General features: G+C 57.4%; 18 protein-coding genes. 8 read left to right on the top strand and 10 right to left on the bottom strand.

Translation table 11 applies throughout. The features are described from left to right. Positions 1-402: 402 nt before the first annotated feature. From AP059_RS08415 to AP059_RS08390, 6 genes are all read right to left on the bottom strand, one after another. Positions 403-1,737, bottom strand: a complete 1,335-nt coding sequence (locus AP059_RS08415; RefSeq protein WP_059762818.1) for a TldD/PmbA family protein — start codon at positions 1,735-1,737, stop codon at positions 403-405. Then, a complete protein-coding gene (locus AP059_RS08410) occupies positions 1,737-3,170 on the bottom strand; it encodes a TldD/PmbA family protein (RefSeq protein WP_059762817.1) in 1,434 nt (477 codons plus the stop codon). Before AP059_RS08410 ends, AP059_RS08415 begins: the two co-directional genes overlap by 1 nt. 261 nt (positions 3,171-3,431) lie before the next feature. Beyond that, the gene (locus AP059_RS08405; RefSeq protein ID WP_059762816.1) at positions 3,432-5,255 is read right to left on the bottom strand and encodes an ABC transporter ATP-binding protein; all 1,824 of its coding nucleotides are present in this window, start codon (positions 5,253-5,255) and stop codon (positions 3,432-3,434) included. Between the two features lie 503 nt (positions 5,256-5,758). Then, on the bottom strand, positions 5,759-7,147 hold the full coding sequence (locus AP059_RS08400; RefSeq protein WP_059762815.1) for a sensor histidine kinase: 1,389 nt from the start codon (positions 7,145-7,147) through the stop codon (positions 5,759-5,761). Continuing rightward, positions 7,125-7,808: a response regulator transcription factor gene (locus tag AP059_RS08395; RefSeq protein WP_048365387.1), complete on the bottom strand. Its 684-nt coding sequence runs from the start codon at positions 7,806-7,808 to the stop codon at positions 7,125-7,127. Before AP059_RS08395 ends, AP059_RS08400 begins: the two co-directional genes overlap by 23 nt. A gap of 131 nt (positions 7,809-7,939) precedes the next feature. Next, entirely contained in the window at positions 7,940-9,475 is a 1,536-nt protein-coding gene (locus AP059_RS08390) for an MFS transporter (protein WP_059762814.1), read from the bottom strand. 222 nt (positions 9,476-9,697) lie between these two features. Here AP059_RS08390 and AP059_RS08385 point away from each other — a divergent pair, with 222 nt between their 5' ends. From AP059_RS08385 to AP059_RS08370, 4 genes are all read left to right on the top strand, one after another. Next, positions 9,698-10,594, top strand: coding sequence for a LysR family transcriptional regulator (locus tag AP059_RS08385; RefSeq protein ID WP_059762813.1), 897 nt, complete (start codon positions 9,698-9,700; stop codon positions 10,592-10,594). Positions 10,595-10,733: 139 nt separating this feature from the next. Next, positions 10,734-12,830 (top strand): putative bifunctional diguanylate cyclase/phosphodiesterase, encoded by a 2,097-nt coding sequence (locus AP059_RS08380; protein ID WP_059762812.1) that lies wholly within the window; start codon positions 10,734-10,736, stop codon positions 12,828-12,830. A 63-nt stretch (positions 12,831-12,893) separates the two neighbouring features. Beyond that, the gene (locus tag AP059_RS08375) at positions 12,894-13,640 is read left to right on the top strand and encodes an SDR family oxidoreductase (protein ID WP_048399411.1); all 747 of its coding nucleotides are present in this window, start codon (positions 12,894-12,896) and stop codon (positions 13,638-13,640) included. Positions 13,641-13,986: 346 nt separating this feature from the next. Then, positions 13,987-14,313 (top strand): FecR/PupR family sigma factor regulator, encoded by a 327-nt coding sequence (locus AP059_RS08370; RefSeq protein WP_059762811.1) that lies wholly within the window; start codon positions 13,987-13,989, stop codon positions 14,311-14,313. On the opposite strand, the gene AP059_RS08365 is transcribed toward AP059_RS08370, so the two are convergent. Next, positions 14,266-15,534 carry a D-mannose isomerase gene (locus tag AP059_RS08365; protein ID WP_059762810.1) on the bottom strand — a complete coding sequence of 423 codons (1,269 nt, stop codon included), beginning with the start codon at positions 15,532-15,534 and terminating at the stop codon, positions 14,266-14,268. The two genes, AP059_RS08370 and AP059_RS08365, sit on opposite strands and share 48 nt — an antisense overlap. A 127-nt stretch (positions 15,535-15,661) precedes the next feature. Next, positions 15,662-16,525 carry a LysR family transcriptional regulator gene (locus tag AP059_RS08360; protein WP_048365394.1) on the bottom strand — a complete coding sequence of 288 codons (864 nt, stop codon included), beginning with the start codon at positions 16,523-16,525 and terminating at the stop codon, positions 15,662-15,664. A gap of 239 nt (positions 16,526-16,764) precedes the next feature. On the opposite strand from AP059_RS08360, the gene hcnA reads away from it, so the two are divergent. From hcnA to AP059_RS08340, 4 genes are all read left to right on the top strand, one after another. Then, a complete protein-coding gene (gene hcnA, locus AP059_RS08355; protein WP_048365395.1) occupies positions 16,765-17,082 on the top strand; it encodes a cyanide-forming glycine dehydrogenase subunit HcnA in 318 nt (105 codons plus the stop codon). After that, positions 17,079-18,476 (top strand): cyanide-forming glycine dehydrogenase subunit HcnB, encoded by a 1,398-nt coding sequence (gene hcnB / locus AP059_RS08350; RefSeq protein WP_059762809.1) that lies wholly within the window; start codon positions 17,079-17,081, stop codon positions 18,474-18,476. The genes hcnA and hcnB overlap by 4 nt, the downstream gene beginning before the upstream one ends. A gap of 1 nt (position 18,477) precedes the next feature. Then, positions 18,478-19,734 carry a cyanide-forming glycine dehydrogenase subunit HcnC gene (gene hcnC / locus AP059_RS08345; protein ID WP_059762808.1) on the top strand — a complete coding sequence of 419 codons (1,257 nt, stop codon included), beginning with the start codon at positions 18,478-18,480 and terminating at the stop codon, positions 19,732-19,734. A 361-nt stretch (positions 19,735-20,095) separates the two neighbouring features. Beyond that, complete coding sequence (locus AP059_RS08340) at positions 20,096-23,020, top strand: hypothetical protein (protein ID WP_256209760.1); 2,925 nt, start codon at positions 20,096-20,098, stop codon at positions 23,018-23,020. A 155-nt stretch (positions 23,021-23,175) separates the two neighbouring features. On the opposite strand, the gene AP059_RS08335 is transcribed toward AP059_RS08340, so the two are convergent. Together AP059_RS08335 and AP059_RS22685 are read right to left on the bottom strand one after the other, a co-directional pair. Continuing rightward, positions 23,176-23,625: a DUF1289 domain-containing protein gene (locus AP059_RS08335; RefSeq protein ID WP_059762807.1), complete on the bottom strand. Its 450-nt coding sequence runs from the start codon at positions 23,623-23,625 to the stop codon at positions 23,176-23,178. A 43-nt stretch (positions 23,626-23,668) separates the two neighbouring features. Beyond that, on the bottom strand, positions 23,669-23,757 hold an 89-nt coding region (locus AP059_RS22685), incomplete at its 5' end, for a hypothetical protein (protein ID WP_223817906.1).

The raw sequence follows: 23,757 nt of genomic DNA, 5'->3' as shown, positions 1-23,757 counted from the left end.
GTCGATCAGTGATACTTCACGGATCGACATGACTTAAGGGCTAATGGGATACGACGTCATACAAACTCCTTGGTGCACGCCAACGCCAGTCATGACGCGTTGTTTTTAGAACGTTAAATCCATTTCAATTTATTACTAGCAATGGCTATGCCAACAGTTAAGTTTAAAAAGGCCGGCGCCCCCTTCATTGAACAATGCGCCAGCCTTTTAATAAAAAGTACAGGTGCAAACGTTAGGATCTCTGCACAACCCGCCTCGGTTTAACCCGGTGAACTGCAAAAGACATACACACACTTAATTAGCATTGTTGGACAATCATACGAGCGGCTTAAGTGGAGTTGTTTAATGCACCAAAGTGACCAGTTGCTGTATGAAATGAGTGCACTTTTATGCGCGTGAAAGTTACAGCGTGAGCGTCAATGCACTTAAGAGTGCTCCGGGCATTACATAACGGCTGACCTCGCGGCGTTCATAGGTGCTTGTCGTAGTGAACAACGCCTGTTCTCGGGTCAGGGCCAGCAAGTTGGAACCCAGGATGTTGTACAGCGTGTCATCAAAACGCATGGTTTCGATGGGGGCGACGATCTTGCCGTTCTCGACCCAGAAGGTCTCAAAGCGTGTCATCCCGGTGAGGCGTGCGGCGCTTTGATCCGAGTAGTTCAAGTACCACAGATTACTGATGTACAGCCCCGTGCCGAGTGCGTTCAGCACCTCGTCATCGGGTAAGTCGCCCGGCTCCATGATCAGAGAGGACGGGGTTTCATGGGTGTTTGCGCCATTGCTGGTGAGGCCGTATTCAGCCGCCGAGCGCGAGTTGATCAGTTGCCCGGTGAGCTTGCCGTTCTCAATCAGTGCGACATCTTGGGTCAGGTTGCCTTCACGGCCGAAGCGGGGTTCAAGTCCGGTGGACGGTTGATTGCAAATATTGACCAGCGGTGACAGCTGTTGCACACCGGACTTCAACTGCTGAAGGGCACTTTGGTGGGTGGCGAAGCCTTTGGCCGAGAAGCCGCCGTAGCTCAGCATGCCGATGATTTCATCCAGCGCAGCCGGCGCCAGATAAGCCCGGTATTGACCGGGCGTGAGGCTGATTCGCGGCGTGCGCAAGTGTTCAAGTTTTTCGCGTGCCTGAGCAAACAGAGTGCTTAAAGCCTGCACGTTCCAATCGGGGGCGGCATAGGCGGTTTTCACGGCTTCGCCGCTCACATCAAACAGGCTCCAGTCCAGGGTGTTGCTGCTGCACGCATGCCAACCCAGTGCGCCCCACGAGTGGGCAAACCCTCGATACAGCGTGCCGCCCGCATAAATACCGACCATATCCAAGCCTTCGCTGAGGCTGCAAACCTGACGGATAACCTCGCTCACGGGCGGTGTGCGACCAGAGACTACGCGTTCGTCAGTCCATGTGTCGGTATCCAGTAGCAGGTAGGGATCGGCAGGCAACACAGCAAGTGTCGCGCGCAGTTGCTCCAGGGCTTGCGCCAATTGTTGGCAGTCCAGTTGCTCGTCGCCGGTCAGATTCAGGTGATAAGTGCTGTGACGCTCGTCGCGAATCAGTCGCAGGGTCAGCTCTATTTGCAGCACGGGATAAGCCTGACGCACCTTGGCGTGATTGAAGCGCACGAACTGGCTGTCCTCAGCCGAATACCACAGCGTGAAGTGTTCGTCTGCGTGCAGTTGGTGCTTGAGCCACTGTTGCAGGGCCGTGAATGCATGGGCAAATCGGCAATCGTTCATCAGGCCTGGCCTCCGAACACATCTATATGGCTGAACACGCACGCGGGAGACGCGTGCCCGACGGTGACCGCTTGGTTGGGTTCACCCTTGCCGCAATTGGGAGTGCCCATGATTTGATGGGTCGATGCATCGCCCACGGCGCACAAATTGCGCCAGAACTGCGATGAAATACCGCGATAGTTCGGGTTTTTAACCACCCCTTGCAGCTCGCCGTTTTCAATCAATTGGCCCCATTCGCAGCCGAACTGGAACTTGTTGCGGGCATCGTCAATCGACCACGACCGGTTGGTGGCCATCAAAATGCCGTGCTCAATGCCCGCGATCAGCTGCGCCATCGATTGATCGCCAGGCTCGATATTGAGGTTGGCCATGCGATCAATGGGCGCGCGGTTCCAGCTGCAAGCCCGGCTGTTGGCGACACCGGGCAACTCGCTGCGCGCTTGCGACAGCGCACCACCCATAGGCCGCTGCAAAATACCTTCGCTGATCAGGTGTTGTTTTTCAGCTTTCAGGCCTTCGTCGTCATGGCTGTAGCTGACCAGTTCACCGCGCACGGTAGGGTCGAAGGTGACGTTGAGCAGGTCGGAGCCGTAGCGGTAATGACCAAACATGTCGGCGGTGACGAAGCTGGTACCGGCGTAGTTACGCTCATCGCCCAGAATGCGGTCCAGCTCCAGCGGATGACCAATGGATTCATGGATTTGCAGAATCATCTGATCCGGCATGAGCAACACATCACGCTTGCCCGTCGGGGTGTTGGGGGCCAGCAGCAGTTGCAGGGCCTGGTCCGCCACCCGGCGCGCCTCATCAGCCAGCCCTGCGTCGGTCACGATGGCGGCGCTGCCTTGTTGGCCGAGATTAAAACTTCGGCGTTGGCTGTCATGGCCGTCAAATGCCGTTACTTCCAGATGAGGAAACATTTGCTGTTGGGTGCGCTGAATATCATTGCCCCAGCTGTCCAGGTACACCTGCTGTTCGCGCACTACCCGCACCCGGCTTGCCCAATGAACCAGGCGCGGGTCCTCAGGCACGTGGTGCGACACGTCCATGAGCAAGGCCAGCCATTGCGCGGTGTCGGGCAGCGGCTGCTCAAGGTCGGGCGAGCAGTAATGGGCGTGGACACCCGGTGCAGGGGGAGCGCTGTAGTTCAGCAAACCGTGGCCGCGCAGGGCTTTGGCCGTTGCGCGGGCCTGAGCCAGCGCCTGGAGCAGACCTGTGTCGGTGATATCACTGGTGGCGGCAAAGGCTTGTTGACCGTCTTCTTGCACACAAATCATCACCCCGCGTTCGTAGCTGATATGGGGTGGCTCGATGATGTTTCGGGTCACGGCCATGTGGTGGGTGTGCTGCTCCACCAGGCGTAACGACAAAAAATCGGAGGCGTGTGCATAGCGCTGTATGAACTGTCGTAAAGACGACTGTGCGTCAGTCATGAATCTAATGTCCTTGTAGTTAATCACCCTGCGCTACAGAGAAACGCGTAACGAAACCGAGCACGCAGGGCGTCATTGATTAAAGGCCGGCAATAAAAATATCGAGCAAGTCTGGCAATCTAAAAGAGCAAGATGTGCGCCAATAAGTTATGCCTTAGTGCAAGTTTCATGTGGCATGAATCATTAAGAATGAAGTTGCTGTGGTTTTACGCGCTATCGACTGTCGATAGAGCGAGATATAAGAGGGGCGACGTTTAACGTTCATGACTCTTGAGTCACTAAGTTGTCCTGGACTTGATCGTCAGTTTCACTGAGAAGTCCATCCGACTGGCGTTGCCATAATCGGAAATACAAGCCACGGCGTTCAAGGAGTTGCGCGTGGGTGCCGTCTTCAATGATCTGACCTTTGTCCAGTACGACAATACGGTCCAGGTGCGCGATGGTGGACAGGCGATGGGCGACAACCAGCACGGTTTTGTCCGACATGATGTCGTCGAGGCTGCCTTGAATCAGGCTCTCGGTTTCTGAATCGAGGCTTGCCGTGGCTTCGTCGAGCACCATGATCGGTGCGTTTTTCAAGAGTGCGCGGGCGATGGCGATGCGCTGGCGTTGTCCTCCTGACAGTTTGACCCCGCGCTCGCCGATCAACGCGTCATAACCCTCAGGCATTTCTAGGATGAATTCGTGGGCGTGGGCGCGTTTGGCCGCGAGGATGATTTGTGACTCGCTGGCGTGCACGTCGCCATAGCCAATGTTTTCGCGCAGTGAACGGTGAAACAGGCCCGGCTCTTGGGGGATGAGCGCGATATGGGTGTGCAGCGATTGTTGGGTCATGTGTTGAATGTCCAGACCATCGACTTCAATCTTGCCGCTCTGTGGATCGTATGAGCGCAGCAGCAGGTTGAGTAACGTCGATTTACCCGAGCCCGAAAACCCGACAATGCCCACGCGTTGCCCGGCGCGAATGTCCAGATTGAAGTGTTTGAAAATCGGTTTGTCGGGGTTGTAGCCGAAATTCACATCACGAAAGTGAATCGAGCCTTTCTCGATGCGGGCAGCTTGCGCGCCGTGCTGATCCGGCATTTCGTGGGGTTGCAGCAGCGTATTGAGACTGTTTTCGATGTTGCCGATGAACTCGAAGAAATGCATGAACTGCATGCTCAGAAAGCTGCACTGCGCCACGATCATCAAACCCAGTGTGGCGACCATCACCAGTTGCCCGACATCGATTTTGCCCAAGTGCCACAGGTACAAGGCCAAGGCGACCAAACCCACGCGCAACACGATGGACAGGCTGTCTTGCAGCAGGCGGATTTTCTCCTGATAGAAGAAGGAGCGCTGAGCTGCCTGTTTCTCTTCTGTCTGGTAACGGGTCAGGTAATCGAGCTCAAACCCCTGACGGGCGAACAGGCGGATGCTGCTCAAGTTACCCACGGCGTCGACGATTTTGCCGGTGGTCACGCTGCGCGCTTGCGCGTGATTGCCAGCGAGCACCTGGGCTTTGCGCGACAGCACAAACGCCAGCCACGAATAAGCGCCCACCCACAGCAACAAGCCCAGGCCCAGCCACGGTGAGGCCAGGGTCAGCAATACCAGGCTGGTGATCAATACCACCAGAATCGGCAGCATTTCCACCACCAGCGACCAGGTGATTTCCAGCAAACCGATGCTGCCTTCACCGATACGGTGAGCCAGGCTGCCAGCAAAGTGCTCGCTGAAATAACGCGGCGAATGGCGCTGCAAGTAGGCAAAAAGGTCGCGGATAATGCGTATTTTTTGCTGCGGGCGAACCATGATCATGCACAGCGTGGCGCCGCGTGCGAACAGCATTTGCGCTACTGCGAGGGCAAACAGTAAGCCCAGCGCGGGCAGGCTGGCGTGCCACACGTCAGCCTGATCCCAGGCGCCATCGCTGACGGCACCGGTAATTTGGCCGATGGCGTAGGGCATCAGTGTCGCGGTCATGGCAGCCCCAACTTGTAACAGAGCAATGCCCCAATACCAGCCGGGATACAGGCGAATGTAATGCCACACAAAGGCCCACGGCTGTTTGGGTGGAAGGGTGATAGCGTCAACTTCAGACATGACGGGCTGCCTTCTTTTTTTGAGCAAAAGGAATCGCGTTGGCGGCGCGATAAAAGGCGCAGCCAAAAACGGGCTGAGGGTCAGCAAACAGTGAGTGCGTATCGCTGGCGCCCCGGCATAAACGCGGGCGTCAGCGCAGCGTCAGGCTAAGTGTCGGTGCCCGGACACGAATGCCAGACCGGCAGACGCAAGGCGACAAACAGGGCGGGGGCAGGGGGGGTGGTTGAAACTGTGCACACATCCGACATCGTTCATATTCCTTTATAACAGCCGCTTATTGACGTGACTTTTGGCCCGTCATTGCACCGAATGTGGACGGCGTTACCGTCCGTGTTCGCAATGGGTGCGGGTTGCGCACGCGGGAGGGGTCATTCCAGCCGAATAATTGCGAACGCGGATTTACAAGAAAAAAGTGTGCCAGTTTGTGTCAAAGGAAATGTAAAGATGCAACGCGGCTGATCGTTGCCGCGTAGGACGGTTGGCGCCGACCCGCTGTTGCAGTGTTACCCCACGCTGATCAGGCTCTGGCGGCAATGCAGGGTCAGCCGGGCACCACCGCTTTCGCGGTTATCCACCTCCAGGCTGAAACCGTGCAGGTTGACGATGGCAGCCACAATCGACAGGCCAAGGCCAAAGCCGCCATGTTTGTCGTCGCTGCGGTAAAAGCGCTGGAACACCGCCTCACGTTCTGCTTCTGGAATGCCGGGGCCGGTATCGAGCACTTCAATGCGCGGGCTGGCGTCATCGTTGACCGCGCGCAGAATCACTTCACCACCCGGCGGGGTGAATTTGATCGAATTGCTGAGCAAGTTGGCCAGCGCTTCAAATAACAATGCGCGGTCGCCGGTCAGGCCGGGCAGGCTGGCAGGTACGTCCAGCAGCAGCGTCACCTGGCCTTCTTCGGCCAGCGGCAAGTAAAAGTCATACAGCTCTTGCAGCAAGGGCAGTGGGTCTAGTTGCACAAAGCCTGAGCGCCGCTGATGGTCTTCCAGTTCTGAAATGCGTAACAACCCGCGAAAGCGCGCCATCAAAGTGTCGGTTTCAGCGATCACCTGATCCATTTGCAACGCTTGGGGCGAGCCTTCGGGCGCCTGCTGTTGAATGCGGTACAGTTGCGCGCGCAGCCGGGTCAGCGGGGTGCGCAAATCATGCGCGATGTTGTCACACACCCCTTTGACTTCATGCATCAGCCGCTCAATGCGGTCGAGCATGGCGTTGACGATGGCCGCCAGCATGTCCAGCTCGTCACGCCGGTTCGACAGCGGCAAACGATAAGTCAGATCCCCCGCCACGATGGCTTCGGCACTGGCCTGGATGGCTCGGATGCGTTGCAAGGGCCGACGCCTGAGCAAATGCCAGCCCGCGATGCCGGGCAGGATGGTCAGTGACAATCCCCAAAACAAGGCATGCAAAATGATCCGCGTCACCGCGAACAATGAGCCGTTGTCGCGCACCAGCACCAGCCAGCGGCCATCGTTGGTCTGGGTGGCGACGGCGTCGCAGCTGTCTTGCGGCAGGTTGGGATCGTCGGCGTCGATGCAGGTGCGCAGCTCGTGGATCTGGCCATCGAGCGGCAGGTCATCAGGGATGACTTGAATCGGACCGCTGAGGGGGCGGTGTTGCGCATCGAACAGTCCATAGGCATCAACTGTTCGCATGTCGAACGTCAGGCTGGTGGCCAGCGCTTCATCCAGTTGCTCACCTTCAAAGCGCGAGAACAGGTGCTGGCGCTGCATCAAGGAGTGCTTGGCCAGATTGCCGAGGTAGTGCGACACCTCGTAATACAGCACGCCCATCAGGATGCAGCTCCAGGCCACGAACAGAAAACTGTACAGCGCCAGCAAGCGACTACTGGAAGAACGCCAGCCCTTAGAGGGGTTCGGCAATGACATAACCCGAGCCTCGAACGGTGCGAATCAGGGGCACCTGGCCCGGCGGATCGATTTTTTTGCGCAGACGGCCAATGTGCACGTCGATCAGGTTGGTGCCGGGGTCAAAGTGATAACCCCACACTTCTTCGAAAATCATCATGCGCGAGAGGATTTGCCCGGTGTTGCGCATCAAAAACTCAAGCAGTTTGTATTCTGTGGGCAGCAGGCTGAGTTGTTGCTCGGCGCGGCTGGCTTCACGGGTGATCAGGTTGAGTTCCAGATCGGCGACGCGCAGGGAGGTTTCGTATTTGTCGGCCGGGCTTTTGCGTCGCAACAACACTTCAACCCTGGCGGCCATTTCGTCGCTGGCGAACGGTTTGGTCAGGTAATCGTCGCCACCGGCCCGCAACCCGCGCACACGTTCGTCGACATCGGACAAGGCGCTGATCATCAAGATCGGGGTGCTGACACCAATGGTGCGCAAGGTGGTGACAATCGCCAACCCGTCCAGCTCGGGAAGCATACGGTCGAGGGTGATCAGGTCGTAATCGCCACTTACAGCGCGCACCAGGCCTTCTCGGCCGTTGTCGACCCAATCGACCTCCAGGCCGTGGCTGCTCAGTTCAGCCACGATTTCTTTCGCCGTTACGGCATCGTCTTCAATGGTCAAAATGCGGGTCATACCGTCACCTGATAAGCCTTCACAGCGGTGAGCACATTTTGCCCACAAAAAGCTGAAACGTTTCTTAATAATTCTTCATGTTCAGCTCCGCGGCAGGTATCTCGTCGCGAGGGGTGACCCGCACAGCGTCTTTAGAGCGGGCGTGTGATCAGCGTCATCTGTGGAATCGGCTTGCGCATCAGGGTGCCTACCACCAGCGCGCCGAGTAATCCCAGCCAACCGGCGACCCACAACACCACGCTGAACCCGCTGACAAACGCCTGCGTCGCCAGCGCCTGAACCTGTGGCTGCACAGCATCGGGCAGTTGGCTCAAGGCCCCGGTCATGTCCCCGGCAGCGACTCGCGAGGCAATAAAGTGGGTTTGCCCCACCCATTGCGCCGCGTCCACTTTCAAGCGGGCATGCAGGTTTTGCTCGGTGTGTCCGCCCAGTAACGCCCCCAACACGCCGATCGCCAACACGATGGCGCTGAAGCGCATGGTGGTGCTCATGCCTGACGCCATGCCCACCCGGTCGCGCGGTACGCAGGCCATGATGTTTTTTTGCGTATCGCCATTGAGTAAGCCTGCCCCGGCGCCAGTCACCGCAGTGGTCAGCGCGAAACTCAAATACCCGCCGTGCTCCACCGCCCAGGCGCTCAGCAGGTTGCCGCAGCCCACCAGCGTCAAACCCGCTGCCATCATCGTGGCGGGGCTGTAACGTGAGGCCAGGCGGGCGCCAATGCGCGGGCAAATCAACATGGTCAGGGCAAAGGGCAGCATGCCCAAACCTGACAGGACGGCACTGAATCCCAAGCCGTTTTGCAGGTAGAACGGCAGCAGGGTCATCATCACTTGGGCACAACCGGCGTAGGCGAACATGCCAAGTAACGCGCCGATAAAGCGCGGATGACGGAACAGTTGCAGGTCAATCATCGGGCGCTTTTGCAGGGACTCAACCACCACAAAGACGCCCAGTAGCATCAGCCCGCCGAACATCCGGGCGTAAGTCAGCGGGCTGTTCCAGCCAATGCGGTTGGCTTCAATCAGGCCCCAGATCAGGCACACCAGGCTGGCGCTGAAAGCCAGGCTGCCCCACGGGTCGAGGCGCGCAGACTGCGGGTCACGGGACTCGGCAATCGCATGGGTAACCAGTGCCATGAGCAACAGGCCCACCGGCAGATTGAGGTAGAAGATCCAGCGCCAACCCAGGTACTGGGTGATCAGGCCGCCCAATGTCGGGGCGGCGGTCATTGCCACCCCCATGCAGGCGCCCCAGAATGCCCAGGCTTTAGCCCGCTCCACCTCGTCATGGAACGCATGACCAATTGAGGCCAGTGCCGAGGTTAGCAGCAGCGCCGCGCCCACGCCTTTTACCGCACGGGCGATGTCCAGCAGCAGTGTGGTCGGCGCCGCCCCGCAGCCGATGGAGGCGAGGATGAAAATGCTTAAGCCCCAGAGCAGGGTCTTTTTGCGCCCGAAACGATCGGCAATGCTGCCCGCAGGCAGTAGCAGTGCAGCAAAGGCCAGCATGTAGGCGCTGACCACCCACTCGATATCGACGAAATTGGCGCCTAAATCCTGAGCAATGCTGGGCAGGGTGACGGCGACGATGTTGGTGTCGAGCACGATCAGTGAACACACCCCTGATGCGGCCAGCAGGGTAAGACGTGGGCTGACGGCTTTCATGGCTGTTGCTCCCGGTGGATGCGGCTCATTGCGTTGCAGGCAATGCACTGCACACGGGCTGGGGCATGCGCCCCGGCTGACTCACTGCACGGCAATAAAACAGGGGATTTGACGGACATATGAAGGACTCTCTAGTGTGACTGTCGGCACAGGGTATCGCTGTGTAACAGAGTGTTTGTTAGCGAGTGTGCTGGACTTCATTACCTTTGAGCTAATACGGCTATGGATATACGTCATTTCCGCTACTTTCTGGCGGTTGCGCACCAACGCAATTTCACTCGCGCAGCCGAGGTGCTCGGCATCGCGCCGCCGACGTTGAGTCGCCAAGTGCAAGACCTTGAAACCGAACTGGGGGTTCGCTTGTTTGTCCGCGAGCAGCGCCAGGTCAGCCTCACGCAAGCCGGGCAGGCTTTATTGCCCGAAGCCCAGGCCACGGTGCGCCAATTTGAGCTGGCGCAACGCAACGCCCAGCGTGCAGGGCGAGGCGAGTTGGGGCATATCGAGTTGGGGTATGTGGCGTCGGCGGTGTATTCGGGGGTTTTGCAGCGTCAGGTTCAGGGTTTCAGTCGTGAATGCGCCGACGTGAGCCTTACCGTGCGCGAAGCACTGATGCCCGATTTGCCACTGATGGTGGTCGAAGGTCGTTTCGATGTTGGCTACATACGTTCACCGATGGCGCTGCCAGAAGGTCTGCAAGCCCTGCGCTTGAACGCAGAAGGCTTTGTGCTGGCGCTGGCGGCGGACTCGTGGCTGGCGCGCCTTAAAAGCATCAGCCCCGAACATCTGCAAAACGAGACGTTCGTGCTGCCCGAGCAAATCAGCGGCACCTTGCAAGTGGCCGCGCAAGGTGGCTATGCACCCAGGTTGGGGCCGCAACCCGGCGGGTTGGTCGCGGTCATTGCACTGGTATCGTTGCGCCAGGGCGTGGCGGTGGTGCCAGCGTCCGTGGTGGGGCATATCAGTTTGCCGAGTGTGATTTATCGTCCCATCGACGGCTGTGAAGTGACTTCATGGCTATCCTTGATTCATCGGCGCTTTGAAAAGTCGGCGGTCGTGGCGCGTTACATTGAGCACGCCAAGCACGACTTCCGGGTAAACGAGGCGGCGTTAAGCCGCTGATGACGGATCGATCAAAAAGACCTGATTAGGTACTGGCACATAGCCAATGTCTTTGCGTGCGTTTGCTATGGGAACCAGTACAATCGCGCACTTTTCACCGAGCATGGAAGCAGTTCGGCAAACGCTCACGAGAAGGCCCATGGTTTCTGCAAGTTACTCCCCCGCGTTGGTTTTGATTTCACTGTGTGTCGCCATTTTGGCGTCGTACACGGCCCTTGATCTGGCAGGCCGCATCGCCACGGCCCGTGGTCGTGCCGTTTACCTATGGATGGGTGGCGGCTCGCTGGCGATGGGTTTCGGCATCTGGTCGATGCACTTTATCGGCATGTTGGCGCTGTCCTTGCCCATTGAGCTGGGTTACGACGTGGGCCTGACCCTGTGGTCGTTGCTGGTGGCCATCCTGTCCTCAGGTTTTGCCTTGTGGATGGTCAGCCAGCCGCGTTTGCCGGCGCTGCAATTATTATTTGGCGCCTTGATCATGGGAGCGGGCATCAGCGCCATGCACTACAGCGGCATGGCCGCGTTGCGCATGCAGCCAGGCATCGATTACGACCCGGCACTGTTTGGCTTGTCTTTGGTGATTGCGGTGGGCGCTTCGGCCGCCGCACTGTCGATCGCCTTTCGCTTGCGTCAACAAACGCCTTATGTGCGTCTGGCCAGGGCGGGCGCTTCGGTCATCATGGGGCTGGCGATTGTCGGCATGCACTACACCGGCATGGCGGCTGCGAGTTTTCCTGAGGGCAGTTTTTGCGGTGCGGCGCTCGATGGTTTGAGTGGCAAAGGCCTGGACAACCTGGTGTTGGTCGCCAGCCTGGCGGTGTTGATTATCGCGCTGCTGACGTCGATTTTTGATGCCCGGCTCGATGCGCGGACTGCGGCGCTGGCAGACTCGCTGACGCTGGCCAATCAAGAACTGACGCAACTGGCGCTGCACGACAACCTGACCGGGCTGCCCAACCGTATTTTGCTGGCCGACCGTATTGGTCAGGCCAAGCGCAAAGTCGCGGAGCAGGGTGGCTGTTTCTCGTTGATGTTTATCGACCTGGATGGCTTTAAGCCGGTGAATGATGCGTTCGGCCATCATTTAGGTGATCGCTTGCTGCGTGAAGTTGCGCTGCGCCTGCGTGAGCAGTTGCGCGGGCAAGACACCCTGGCGCGCATTGGCGGCGATGAGTTTGTGCTGCTGGTGCGCTTGAATGAAACCGATGATGCGCCACAGGTGGCGGCGCGCCAGGTCAGCCTGTTGTCCAGAACGTTTCAAGTGGACGAGCATCAGTTGCAAATCTCCGCGAGCATTGGCATTGCGCTCTACCCCGGCAATGGTGAAAGCGCCGAGGAGTTGTTGATGAACGCCGACGCGGCGATGTACCACGCCAAAGGCGCGGGCAAAAACGGGTACAGCTTTTTTGATGTGTCCATGAACACCAATGCGCGTAAGCAATTGCAACTGCTCCAGGACCTGCGTCATGCCTTGGAGCATCAGCAGTTTTGCCTGCACTATCAGCCCAAATTCGACGCCAGCAATGGCCAGCCGGTGGGGGCCGAAGCGCTGTTGCGCTGGGAGCATCCACAGCAGGGGCTGCTGATGCCGGAGGCGTTTATCGACCTGGCGGAAAAAACCGGGTTGATCATCGCGATAGGCGAATGGGTACTCAACGAAGCGTGCCGACAGATGCGCCTGTGGAGTGATCAGGGTTACAGCCACTGGCGCATGGCGGTGAACCTCTCGGCCTTGCAGTTTTGTCACAAGGGGCTGGTGGACAGCGTGGCGTCGGCGTTGGCGCGTCATCAATTGCCAGCCAACAGCCTGACCCTGGAAATTACCGAAACCACCGCCATGAGCGATGCGGATGCCAGCATGAACGTGCTGCAACAGCTGTCACAGATGGGGGTCGACCTGTCCATTGATGACTTCGGTACGGGTTATTCGAGCTTGATGTACCTCAAGCGCTTGCCGGCCAACGAGCTGAAAATCGACCGTGGTTTTGTGCGCGACCTGGAGCACGACAGTGACGACGCGGCCATCGTCTCGGCCATCGTGGCGCTGGGGCAGGCGCTGGGTTTGCGCATTGTGGCCGAGGGGGTCGAGACCGATACCCAGCAAAGCTTTTTGACCACCCTTGGCTGCGACGCGTTGCAGGGATTCTTGTTGGGCCACCCCAAACCTGCGCAACAGTTCATGGCCGATATCCACCAAGGCCAACAAGCGCTTGTGCAGAAAAACACGGCGCACTGACAAACACCCTGCTGCCAGTTATTCTGCCCGCAGGTTTACACCGTGAATGGGGAACGCGTATTTATGGATAAAGTCATCGTGATCACCGGTGGCAGCCGTGGCATTGGCGCGGCAACAGCACTGTTGGCGGCCCGGCAAGGCTATAAAATCTGCATCAACTACCTGGCTGACGACGCGGCGGCGCACGAGGTGCTGGAGCACGTCCGGGCCTTGGGCGCACAGGCGATCAGCGTGCGCGCCGACGTCAGCAATGAGGACGAAGTCATCAGCCTGTTCCTTCGGGTTGATCAGGAATTGGGGCCGGTGACTGCACTGGTCAACAATGCCGGGACCGTGGGGCACAAGTCGCGGGTTGAAGACATGTCCGAGTTCCGCATTCTGCACACCCTTAAAACCAATGTGCTGGGCCCGATCCTGTGTGCCAAGCATGCTGTACTGCGCATGTCCCCGCGTTACGGCGGGCAGGGCGGCAACATCGTAAACGTCTCGTCGGTGGCGGCGCGCTTGGGCTCGCCGGGTGAGTACGTTGATTACGCCGCGTCCAAAGGGGCGCTGGACACCTTCACCGTGGGCCTGTCCAAAGAGTTGGCGGGTGAAGGGATCAGAGTCAACGCGGTGCGGCCGGGTTACATCTTCACTGACTTTCATGCCTTGAGCGGTGATCCGGGGCGTGTCAGCAAGCTGGAGTCCATCATCCCGATGGGCCGGGGTGGTCGCCCTGAAGAAGTTGCTGAGGCCATTGTGTGGTTGTTATCGGACAAAGCCTCGTATGCCACTGGCACATTCGTCGACATGGGCGGCGGACGCTGAACAGCGCCCAAGCGTTGCTGTGCTTTAGATAGGCTCGCCCTGCCATCCGGCCGCCAGGCCAAGGCGCGGGGAGCCTTCGCTGCGGCACTGTTGCGGGGGCACGCCGCGACGGGCCCTCCTTGGCCCAACACGGCTGTCTTGGCATCCCCGCAACAGTAACTGCGCTCAGCTTTCTGTGAGGGGCCTTTGCGTTGTTCGATCTATGTGGGTGGCAACAGGGAGATATTGAAAAGCTAAAAGCAACCCGGGCGATGGTCTTGCAATTGAAGTCAATAAGTCGATAATGCGACTTATTACTATTTGAGTCTGGTTGTTTTTTATGAATTGTTCGAGTGGCGGAGTCCCTATGAGCAAAAGCAGCGTTGACCCCATTACCCGTGCGGCTGTTGACTGGATGTTGCTGCTTGAGTCCGGCCACGCATGTCCCTCCCAACGTCAGGTGTTCAAAGCCTGGCTGGCGCAAAACCCGGAACACCTGGCTGCCTGGCAGCGGGTCGCCGATGTTTTAAGTTTTAAATCCCGTCAAACCGCAGACCCTGATCAACTCAAAGAAGTGCGCCGGGTGCTGAGCGCTGGTACTTCGTTCTCGCGCCACAAGGCCATGCAACACGCATGGCTCGCGTTTTTAATCGGTTTGGGGGTCCTGGCCTCGGGCCTGCTGCTCCAGGGCTGATGCCAGGCTGAACGCCAACGGCAGGCGGGGTAGTAGCGTGGCCTGGTAGGCGTGGTAGAGGTCAGGTTTGCCAGGCCAAATGCGCGCCGAAGGTTGATTGGCCGGGTTCAGTTCGTGATGCCAGCTGCCGTGTTGGCGGTCGATCAGGTGCAGGTCGATGTAGCCCCAAAACTGCGTGTACCACGTTTGATACTGCGCCTCGCCTGTGCGCTGCCACAACGCAGCTGCCGCGGCTGAGGCCTCGGCCAGCGTCCAGTGCAAGCGCTCACGCACCACCGGCCGGTTGTCCTCATCGAGTGTGTAAACAATGCCGCTGCTGCCATCGACATTCCAGCCGTAGCGGCACGCGCTGTGAAACAGCTGGCGGGCATCTTCGAGTAACCATGCGGGCGTCGACAGGCTGCGCTGCGTGCGTGCAGCTTCCAGGTGCAGCAACAGCCGCGCCCACTCAAAGGCATGGCCTGGGGTCTTGCCAAAAGGCCGGAATTGATCGGCCGGGTTATCGCGGTTGTAATCGGGCAAGGGCTGCCAGTTGCCATCAAAGTGCTCAACCGGCAGGTAGTCCGATTGCGCGGCATGTTGATGGATCACCCGTTCTGCAATGCGCAGGGCGCGGTCGAGCCATACGTCTTCATCGAGCACATCGGCCAACGCCAGAAAAGCCTCGGTGGCGTGCATGTTGCTGTTCGCCCCGCGATACGCCTCGCAGTCACTCCAATCGCTGGCAAAGGACTCCAGCAATGCCCCCTCGTCTTCAGACCAAAACGTATCTTCAAGGATTTGGACCGCATCGCCCAGCAGTTCGGCCGAACCTTGCCGACCGGCCATGACCGCCGAACTGAATGCCAGCGCAACAAAGGCATGCAGGTAGGCTTGTTTGCGGGCAGTACCCGCGTGTGCGGTCGAGGTGGCGAACCAGCCGCCGTGTTTGGCATCACGCAAAGGCCCGGCCAACGCGGCCAACCCGTGATCAATCAGTTGCACACAATCGGGCAGGCCCTTGAGATGGGCGAGCGCAAAACTGTGCACCATGCGTGCGGTGGTAACGGTGTCTGCGCAAGCATCATCGGCGCGGTGTCCAAAACGGTCCAGACAGGCAAAACCCTGTGGCACTCGCGCAGCTTTGGCGAATTCAATCAGCGTTCGGCCTTGCTCATCAAGCCATTGATGGTGCGCAACAGAAGCCATCGAACCAGCGTGCGTGCGAGTGAGATCAATCATGGGCCACCTGTTTTTTTTGGGCATGATCCAGCGCGTGCAGCCTAAGGGATTGATCATCCGTTGAACAGCTGAAAGGTTTCACTGGTCACCGTGTCACACATGCTGAGGATTCAGCGCAGAGGACAGCTCAGACCTCCGGTCCCCAGCGTTGCGACCAGTCGCTGTCTTGTTTGACGATGTCGCGCAATAGCTCAAGCGCCTGTTGCAGCGCCGCGCAATCACGTTCGCGCGAATACACCAGATAGGTGGGGTAGCTGAATTCTGGCGCTTTGGGCACCCGCTCCAGCGCACCGCTGTTGAGGTAGCTTTGCACCACCCGCGTGCGAAAGTAGCCACTGCCGCCGTTTTCAAGAATGTAGTGCAGCGCCACAGGCCCCAGGTTGAAGCTGAGCGCGGCGCGCGCTTTATCGGGCAGTGCAGCATCATGCTGACGCCGAAAGTCTTCGCCCCAATCCACGTACACATAAGGCTCTGGTAAGGCGGGGCGGCGGATTTGAATCAGCTTTTCTTCCAACAATTGCTCCACCTGCACCCCAGGCCAATACGCGGGCCGGTAAACCAGAGCGGCATCCAGCAAGCCCATTTCCACTTGACGCAACAACTGCTCGCCATCGCGAATTTGCACGCGCACGGCGTGGGAGGTGAGGTGTTGGCGCAGGGCTTTGGTCCAGCTCAGGATCAGCGGGTTGCACAGGCTGACCTCGCCCGCGATATGCAGCACTTGATTGAGCCCTTCGGGGCGCGGCAGATCGCGCCGTGCCGCTTCCCAGGTTTGCAGCAGTTGATTGGCATACACCACAAAGGCTTCGCCTTCGGGGGTTAACCTGGCCCCGGCGCGGTTGCGAATGAACAACGTCACGCCCAGCAGGCTTTCAAGTTTCTGCACCCGTGCCGTGACGGCGGTCTGGGTGACATGCAGGTTCTGGGCTGCGCTGGCAAGGCTGCCGTAGCGAACAATTTCAAGAAAGGTTCGAGCCAGATCCAGGTCCATAGAGGGCCGCCGCAGTGCAAAGGGCGTTCAGTGTAAGTGCAATAGATCGAAAACTCGAAAAATCAGGTGAATCTATTGGCTTATATCAATGCTTATTTTTGCGAATCGTCTAACGTTCGGGGTCTTGGTATTTAAACGCCAAGACCTCTGGCTGCCCAAAAAATCCAGAGGCCCGCATGAAGCGGTGCGGCACCTGCGGGTGTGCCGCACAAGACACATTAAAAGGACAACATAAAAAAATGGATGATTTGAACCGGCAGTACGACATTCAACCTTTAATGCAGGCGGACATGACCATCCTCATCAATGGTCAGGCGGTGAATGCTGCGCAAGGGGAAACCGTACTCAGCGTCTTGAATTCAGTGGGTGTGCGCCAGGTGTCAGCCAACGATCATGGACAGATCAGCGGTGCGTATTGCGGCATGGGCGTGTGCTATTGCTGTTTGGTCAATATTGACGGTCGCCACAAACGTCGCGCCTGTCAGACCGTGGTACACCCCGGCATGAAAGTCGAAACCGGGCACAACCGGGTCGCCGAACAGGAGAAAGTGCTATGAGCCTTAATCCTGTCATCGTTGGGGGTGGCCCGGCGGGTATGTCAGCCGCGATCGAGCTGGCACAGCATGGCGTAGCCAGCACCTTGCTCGAAGAGGCGTCGCGCCTGGGCGGTGTGGTGTATCGCGGCCCGTTGCGCGAAGGCGTTGAGCTGGACTATTTGGGTGAGCGCTATAAAGACGCGCTGCATAAATTGCACGCTGAATTCGCCGAGTTTGGCCATCTGGTCGATGTGCGGCTCAATCATCGCGTGATTGGTGGTCAGGGCGAACAGCGGTTACAAATGCTCGATGCCCATGAACAGGTGCAAGAGATTCAATTCCCGCAACTGTTGTTGTCGGCCGGTTGCCATGAACGCAGCGTGCCTTTTCCGGGCTGGACCACGCCGGGAGTCATCATGCTCGGCGGCCTGCAATTGCAGATCAAAAGTGGTGTAGTCAAGCCTAAAGGCCCGGTACTCATCGCGGGCACTGGGCCTCTGTTGATGCTGGTTGCCTGCCAGTTGCATGCGGCGGGTGTCGAAATAGCCGGTGTTTATGAAGCGTGTGAATTGGGCCGTATCGCCAAAGAAAGCCTGGCGCTGCTTAACCAGCCGCAGTTGTTCCTCGATGGCCTGAGCATGCTGGTGTACCTCAAGCGCCACGGCATCACAGTGCGTTACGGTTGGGGCGTGGTCGAGGCCCGTGGTCAAGGTGAGCTGCAAGAAGTGATTGTTGCGCCGTATTCCAGCACCTGGCAGGCCGACATGAGCAAGGCGCAGCCGGTTGTCGCGCGCACGCTGGCGGTGGGCTACGGGTTTATTCCGCGCACCCAGCTCACCCAGCAAATGGGCCTTGAGCACGCCTATAACGTTGATGGCTATCTGGCTGCAACGGCGAACAGCTGGCAGCAAAGCAGTGACCCGAGTATCCATCTGGCCGGTGATGTCACCGGGTTGCGTGGTGGCGAAGCGGCGATGCTCACAGGGCGTATCGCGGCCCTGTCGATACTGCTGCAGCGCGGGGTCCTGAGTGAAAAACAGGCCCTTGAAGAGCGTCGCGCTTACATGAGTAAACTCAACACCATCGTGCGTTTCCGTGGCGGGATTGACCGCTACACCCAACGCGGCACCCGTCAGATTGACCTGCCTCAGGCCGACACTGTGGTCTGCCGTTGCGAGCACGTGACGCGCGCTGATATCGACGTGGCGCTTAGCCAGGGCGTGCAAGACATGGCCGGGCTGAAAATGCGCACCCGCGTCAGCATGGGCGATTGCCAGGGCCGGATGTGCGTCGGCTATTGCAGCGATCGCTTGCGTGATGCCACCGGGCGCAAGGATGTGGGCTGGTTGCGCCCGCGCTTTCCGCTGGAGCCTGTGCCTTTTTCTGCTTTCACCAATGCCTGCAAGGATGCCTGACATGATCAAGACTTATGACGTTGTAATTGCCGGCGGCGGGGTGATCGGTGCCTCAATCGCCTATCACCTGTCACGCCGCAAAGATTTGAAAATTGCCATGATCGACTGCAAACGCCCTGGCAACGCCAGCCGTGCTTCGGCAGGCGGTTTGTGGGCCATCGGGGAATCTGTGGGCCTTGGCTGCGGGGTGATTTTCTTTCGCATGATGTCGGCTGAGCGCAAACGCGAAGCCCAGGGCAGCGCAGTGGTGGTGGACTCCAGTACGCCGCACATTCTGCCCGACTGTTTCTTCGACTTTGCCTTGCAGTCCAATGCGCTGTACCCCGGCCTGCATCAAGAACTCAAAGAAAAGCACGGTATGGATTTCAAGTTCGAACGTACGGGCCTCAAGTACGTGATTTACGACGATGAAGACCGCCTGTACGCAGAGCACATCGTGGCCAATATTCCGCATTTGGCACATGAAGTGCGCTGGCTCGACCAGGCCGCCCTGCGTGAATCCGAACCCAGTGTCAGCCACGATGCCAAGGGTGCGCTGGAGTTTCTGTGCGATCACCAGGTCAGCCCGTTCCGCCTGACGGACGCCTACACCGAAGGTGCACGGCAAAATGGCGTTGACCTGTTCTTCAACACCAACGTCACCGGTGTACTGCGCCAAGGCGCCAAAGTGTTGGGTGTGCGCACTGACAACGAAGGCGTCTTCCACAGTAAAACCCTGATTAACGCGGCAGGCGCATGGGCCGCAGAGCTGAGCGTGATGGCCACCGACTTGAGCATCCCTGTGGCGCCAGTCAAAGGCCAGATCGTGCTTACCGAGCGCATGCCCAAGTTGCTCAACGGCTGCCTGACCACCAGTGATTGTTATCTGGCGCAGAAAGACAACGGTGAAATCCTGATTGGCAGCACCACGGAAGACAAAGGCTTCGACGTCACCACCACCTTCCCGGAAATCAGCGGCCTGGTACAAGGCGCCATGCGTTGCATCCCGCAGTTGAAAGACGTGAACCTCAAGCGCACCTGGGCCGGTTTGCGTCCGGGATCACCGGATGAACTGCCGATCCTGGGCCCCATGAAAGGGGTGGAAGGTTACTTGAATGCGTGCGGTCACTTCCGTACTGGCATCCTGACCTCTGCGATCACCGGCGTCATGCTGGATGCACTGGTGCGCAATGAACCTTTGCCGTTGGACGTGACGCCATTCCTGGCGGATCGCTTTGATTTGCAGCCCGTAGGATTGCCAAAAGTGATGGGCGCGTAAGCACTGCTTTTACGGTAGGAGTTGAGCTTGCCTCGCGAAAGCTAAGTGTCGGTCGGCCTGCAGGTTGAATGCCACATCGTAGCTGCAAGGCAAGCTCGTTTCGGGTTTGTTGTAACAACCTTTGCCCTTGGCGATGACCAACGCTAATGCCGTAGTGATCCCGGCCCTTGGTTTAGCTGTACAGACCACTTGCTCAGGGGCGATTTCACGCCACGCGCCATTTAAGTTTTTACACATCGCGATCTTCCCAGGTGGAACCCCGACAGGTGATGAACGCACCTATGGGAGCCTGACCGGAGGATCATGGAAACTCTGACTGACAGGCATAAATTCCCGCCACGTCTGAAAGGGTATCAAGCGAATGTCTACCTTCACGATCCCGTCGATCGCACCCGTTACGCCTCAACTTCCTGCGGTGCCAAGCAAAGAGCAAGCCCGTGGTGTGCAACACAGCCGCTCATCAGTAACCAATCAGACCCTGCCTGTGCAAAACCCCGCGCCATCGCCCGCCAACTCCCAAGAACGTTCAACCAGTGAAACCGGGGTGCCTGCGCAGAGAGTGGGGGGAAATGGCAACTCGTTATCACGGTCTTATTCGCCGCCCCAACTGGATGGCAACACGCACACGATTTATGGATCAAATACGGTTTCACCGCCCGAGGGGAGCTATAGCCTTGATGAGCGAAAGCGGCGTGTCGATGCTTATGCTAATCGGGTAAAAGCGCAGATTGGCAATATAGAGCAGGGGAGCGAGGGTGAAAGAAACGTCAAGTTCCAGAACGCACGCCAGTTCATGGAGCCTTCTGGATTCTTCAGCGCTGGCTTATTGGCTGCGGGGTATGATCCGCATAAAAAAATCACGGTGACGTTCGACGCCTACAGAAAAGAAATAATAGGGAATAAAACAAATCATGTAAGCACTGAAAAGCGAACGTACTTTGCCTGGGAAATTGCAGCCGGCGCGTTGGCACACGACAAAGTTGAGCCGGGTGGCCCGATCAATTTTCAATATATGGGTATTCAGCCAAAAGACCGGAGCAAAGTCGACGCGCTAGAAGTGCTGGGCAAGCAGCTTCAAAATCATTGGGAGAAAGAGGTCGCTACGCCCATGCGCGATGCATCGGGGGAGTTGGCGCAGCGTTCCGGGAAAGCGGATGCCTTTCTTGTAAAGGCCACTTTGCAAAGCCTGGCTAACGACAAAACGGGGTTTGAATCGTTAAGCCCGGCAGGGCAAGCCGCCGTAACACGCACATTGACGCACAACGGTCAGGTCATCATTCCTAATGTGTACGGTTACCCACTGGCCGGGTATGCATTTGTTCCGAATACCCCCTATGACGGCCATTCTGAGCACAGGCCAAATCAGGGGCTGATGATTGATTTACGTAAAGGCAGTGTTCATGAAATCCAGGGCGATGACGGCTTTGCCAAGTGGGCGAAAACACATCGCAATGACCTGCTAAAAAGTTTTAATGCCCGCGATAGACAAGGGGGTAAAGATACGCATTGGCCAAAGGCTGGGGAGGTGCTTGATAACCTGATCGCTGGCAATGATGTGCGTTACGAGGGGTATTTCAATCTTGTCTCGGATCAAGCCATACCGGTGCGGGAAACCTTCAATTACACCCGTTCGCGAAACCGTGATTATGCATTAAAGGAGGGCAGTCTAAACAACGGCCTGGCGTCAGACTATCAAGCCGTGAACACCAAGAACTCAGTATGGTCCGACCAAACACAGGTGTTTGGCAGCTCACAGCAAAGTTGGAAAAGTGTCAAAGAGGCGTGGGGTAACACCTTTGGTTATTTGCCGGTGGTTGGCAACGCCGGCAATATACTCTTCGGTGTGCATGACGGTATTTATGGCAAAACGGCGGATGATCGAATTCAAGGTAATGCCGCTGCGGTGATTTCGAGTCTGCAATTGGCGCATGAACTATTGCCCGGCGCCGTTGAGACGGGATTAGGGGATACCCCTTCACCTAATACGTCTACCGTCAAAGACTACAGTTGGAAACGTAACGAGCAGACGCATGATCTTGAATTACGGCGTGCGCCACAGACGTTAAACACGCCGGGTGAAGTGAATGTCCCCGCTCAGGGTGAACCGCCCACCAAAACAACCTCTCACCCAGGGGTCGTCAATAAAAGGGTTGCCACTGAATCTGATATCAACCGGCTGCGTCCCGGCCAAGCGGGGAATATTAGCAGCTATGCAGTGCCTGACGGCGAAAGTTTAATTAAGACGGTTGTGCCGAATGACAAAGGTATTTATCAGCTCAAAAATTCGAGTGGCGCTGACCAGTGGTTCATTCGTCATACCGATAGCAGCGGTGCTTCCAAGGTGTATGAGGTCAGGTCCGATTTCAAACTCGGTGACAACCGCGCACAAATTATTGACCCCGTTACTCGTAAACCCGTAATAACGGTCAGTCATACCAACAACGGTGATTGGGTCCGCACTGAGGGGCAAGGGGGAAGTTGGCCTTGGCGCAGGACCACGCCACCGACTACCCCTGTTGCTGACGAACGACCTGCTTCACCCTTGGCCAGCAAGTTTGAGGTGCAAGGGCTGGACACCACAGGCGCCGAAAAGCTTGATGAATATTTAAAGTTCGATAAAAACGTCAACTATGAGCACGCAGTTAAAAATACGCGGCAAGAAAACGGCGTGGTCACGCAAAAGCAATTTCAACTTTCTTGGGAGGTTGCTGACGATAATTACATGATTACGGAGGGGGAAAGAGCCGGGCCGACCGCCTTGGCAGACAGCGACTACTCGGTTAATTTTTTAGCGGATATTGATCGCAATGAATATACGGTCATCAACCGAGAAAAACCTGAGCTCAATATGATGCCTGGCACTCAGATTCAGACGGGGGATGCCATTAAGTTACTAAAACTTCGTCAGTTTGAGGCCGCCATTCCTGATCCGTTAATGCGCGCGCGCATTTCTGAAGTGGCGCATCAAGGTGTGACGGCACACGGACTTAGTTCTATAGGAGGGGGAGATGGTGGACTGAAAGACGGGCTGCTGGCCAGCGGCAGGGGCTTGAGTTTTACAATTGATTATGACCCTGTAAATAATACAGCCAATGTCAATGTCGTTTCCAAGCTTAAAGTTTTTCACGTCGATGAAAACATACGGGAAATTCCGGGTGTAGACGTTACGATAAAGCGCACTTTTTCCATAAGGGAGAGCAATGAAATCGGCGAGGACAGTAATCCTTACGTCATCGATAAACATGCGCCTTCCACCATCGATTTTTCGCTGACTACGGATGTTTAAAATGGGGCGCTGACAACGCCGAGCATCGTGGATGACGTTCCAGGCGCGAGTATCCATATTTCAGGTGGGTTTAAATGATGCCGTATTGCAGTACAACGGCGGCGCGTCAGAACGCGATTGAACGCGTTCTGACGATGGTTTTTTTTGTTGACTCATTAACGCTCGCCTAGCGGTATCCGCTTGTAATGCATCTCGGACAGGATAAAAAACTCCTTGTCCAGCAACGTACGCACATCAACCAGAGGCATTCCCCGTAAGTCGGGGGCCAGCCTTATCCCATAATCCTCAATGTTCTTGATCGTCTGCGCTCCTCGCCAGATCACGTGGTACGCCAGGTAATACACCGACTGGCCAGGGCGCAGCCCAATGTTTCGCTGCGCCAGTTTGTCGATGAGCAATGGCTCATCAAACACATCGACCAAGCCTTGCGTTACACGCTCCAATACGTGCTCCAGGCGCAGCAGCACAGACTGCTTCTCGGTTTCGCTGTACCCGTTCCACCCTACGATTTCGTGATGAAAGCGTTTGCAGCCACGGCATACAAGGTCGCCAAAAACCGTTGAGCATAATCCCACGCAGGGCGTTTTAATTTTCTGGCTACACATAAGCATCAGTTTGTAAGGGGGAAGGGTGAATGATGCAGCGGGCTCAATCCCAGCTCAGTGCGCCGCCCGTTTGGTACTCAATGACCCGTGTCTCGAAGAAGTTCTTCTCTTTCTTCAAGTCCATGATTTCGC

The sequence above is a fragment of the Pseudomonas sp. TAA207 genome (assembly GCF_001529285.1).
In the GTDB taxonomy this organism is placed as follows: Bacteria; Pseudomonadota; Gammaproteobacteria; order Pseudomonadales; family Pseudomonadaceae; genus Aquipseudomonas; species Aquipseudomonas weihenstephanensis.
This window is presented reverse-complemented; position numbering and strand designations above follow the sequence as displayed.

Excerpts from the sequence above, each read along its gene's own strand:
- AP059_RS08365 (WP_059762810.1), bottom strand. The coding sequence starts at position 15,534 with ATGATTGATCTCACTCGCACGCACGCTGGTTCGATGGCTTCTGTTGCG.
- AP059_RS08415 (WP_059762818.1), bottom strand. The coding sequence starts at position 1,737 with ATGAACGATTGCCGATTTGCCCATGCATTCACGGCCCTGCAACAGTGG.
- hcnA (WP_048365395.1), top strand. The coding sequence starts at position 16,765 with ATGGATGATTTGAACCGGCAGTACGACATTCAACCTTTAATGCAGGCG.
- AP059_RS08380 (WP_059762812.1), top strand. The coding sequence starts at position 10,734 with ATGGTTTCTGCAAGTTACTCCCCCGCGTTGGTTTTGATTTCACTGTGT.
- AP059_RS08335 (WP_059762807.1), bottom strand. The coding sequence starts at position 23,625 with ATGTGTAGCCAGAAAATTAAAACGCCCTGCGTGGGATTATGCTCAACG.
- hcnC (WP_059762808.1), top strand. The coding sequence starts at position 18,478 with ATGATCAAGACTTATGACGTTGTAATTGCCGGCGGCGGGGTGATCGGT.
- AP059_RS08370 (WP_059762811.1), top strand. The coding sequence starts at position 13,987 with ATGAGCAAAAGCAGCGTTGACCCCATTACCCGTGCGGCTGTTGACTGG.
- AP059_RS08390 (WP_059762814.1), bottom strand. The coding sequence starts at position 9,475 with ATGAAAGCCGTCAGCCCACGTCTTACCCTGCTGGCCGCATCAGGGGTG.
- AP059_RS08385 (WP_059762813.1), top strand. The coding sequence starts at position 9,698 with ATGGATATACGTCATTTCCGCTACTTTCTGGCGGTTGCGCACCAACGC.
- hcnB (WP_059762809.1), top strand. The coding sequence starts at position 17,079 with ATGAGCCTTAATCCTGTCATCGTTGGGGGTGGCCCGGCGGGTATGTCA.
- AP059_RS08360 (WP_048365394.1), bottom strand. The coding sequence starts at position 16,525 with ATGGACCTGGATCTGGCTCGAACCTTTCTTGAAATTGTTCGCTACGGC.
- AP059_RS08375 (WP_048399411.1), top strand. The coding sequence starts at position 12,894 with ATGGATAAAGTCATCGTGATCACCGGTGGCAGCCGTGGCATTGGCGCG.
- AP059_RS08410 (WP_059762817.1), bottom strand. The coding sequence starts at position 3,170 with ATGACTGACGCACAGTCGTCTTTACGACAGTTCATACAGCGCTATGCA.
- AP059_RS08405 (WP_059762816.1), bottom strand. The coding sequence starts at position 5,255 with ATGTCTGAAGTTGACGCTATCACCCTTCCACCCAAACAGCCGTGGGCC.
- AP059_RS08340 (WP_256209760.1), top strand. The coding sequence starts at position 20,096 with ATGTCTACCTTCACGATCCCGTCGATCGCACCCGTTACGCCTCAACTT.
- AP059_RS08400 (WP_059762815.1), bottom strand. The coding sequence starts at position 7,147 with ATGTCATTGCCGAACCCCTCTAAGGGCTGGCGTTCTTCCAGTAGTCGC.
- AP059_RS08395 (WP_048365387.1), bottom strand. The coding sequence starts at position 7,808 with ATGACCCGCATTTTGACCATTGAAGACGATGCCGTAACGGCGAAAGAA.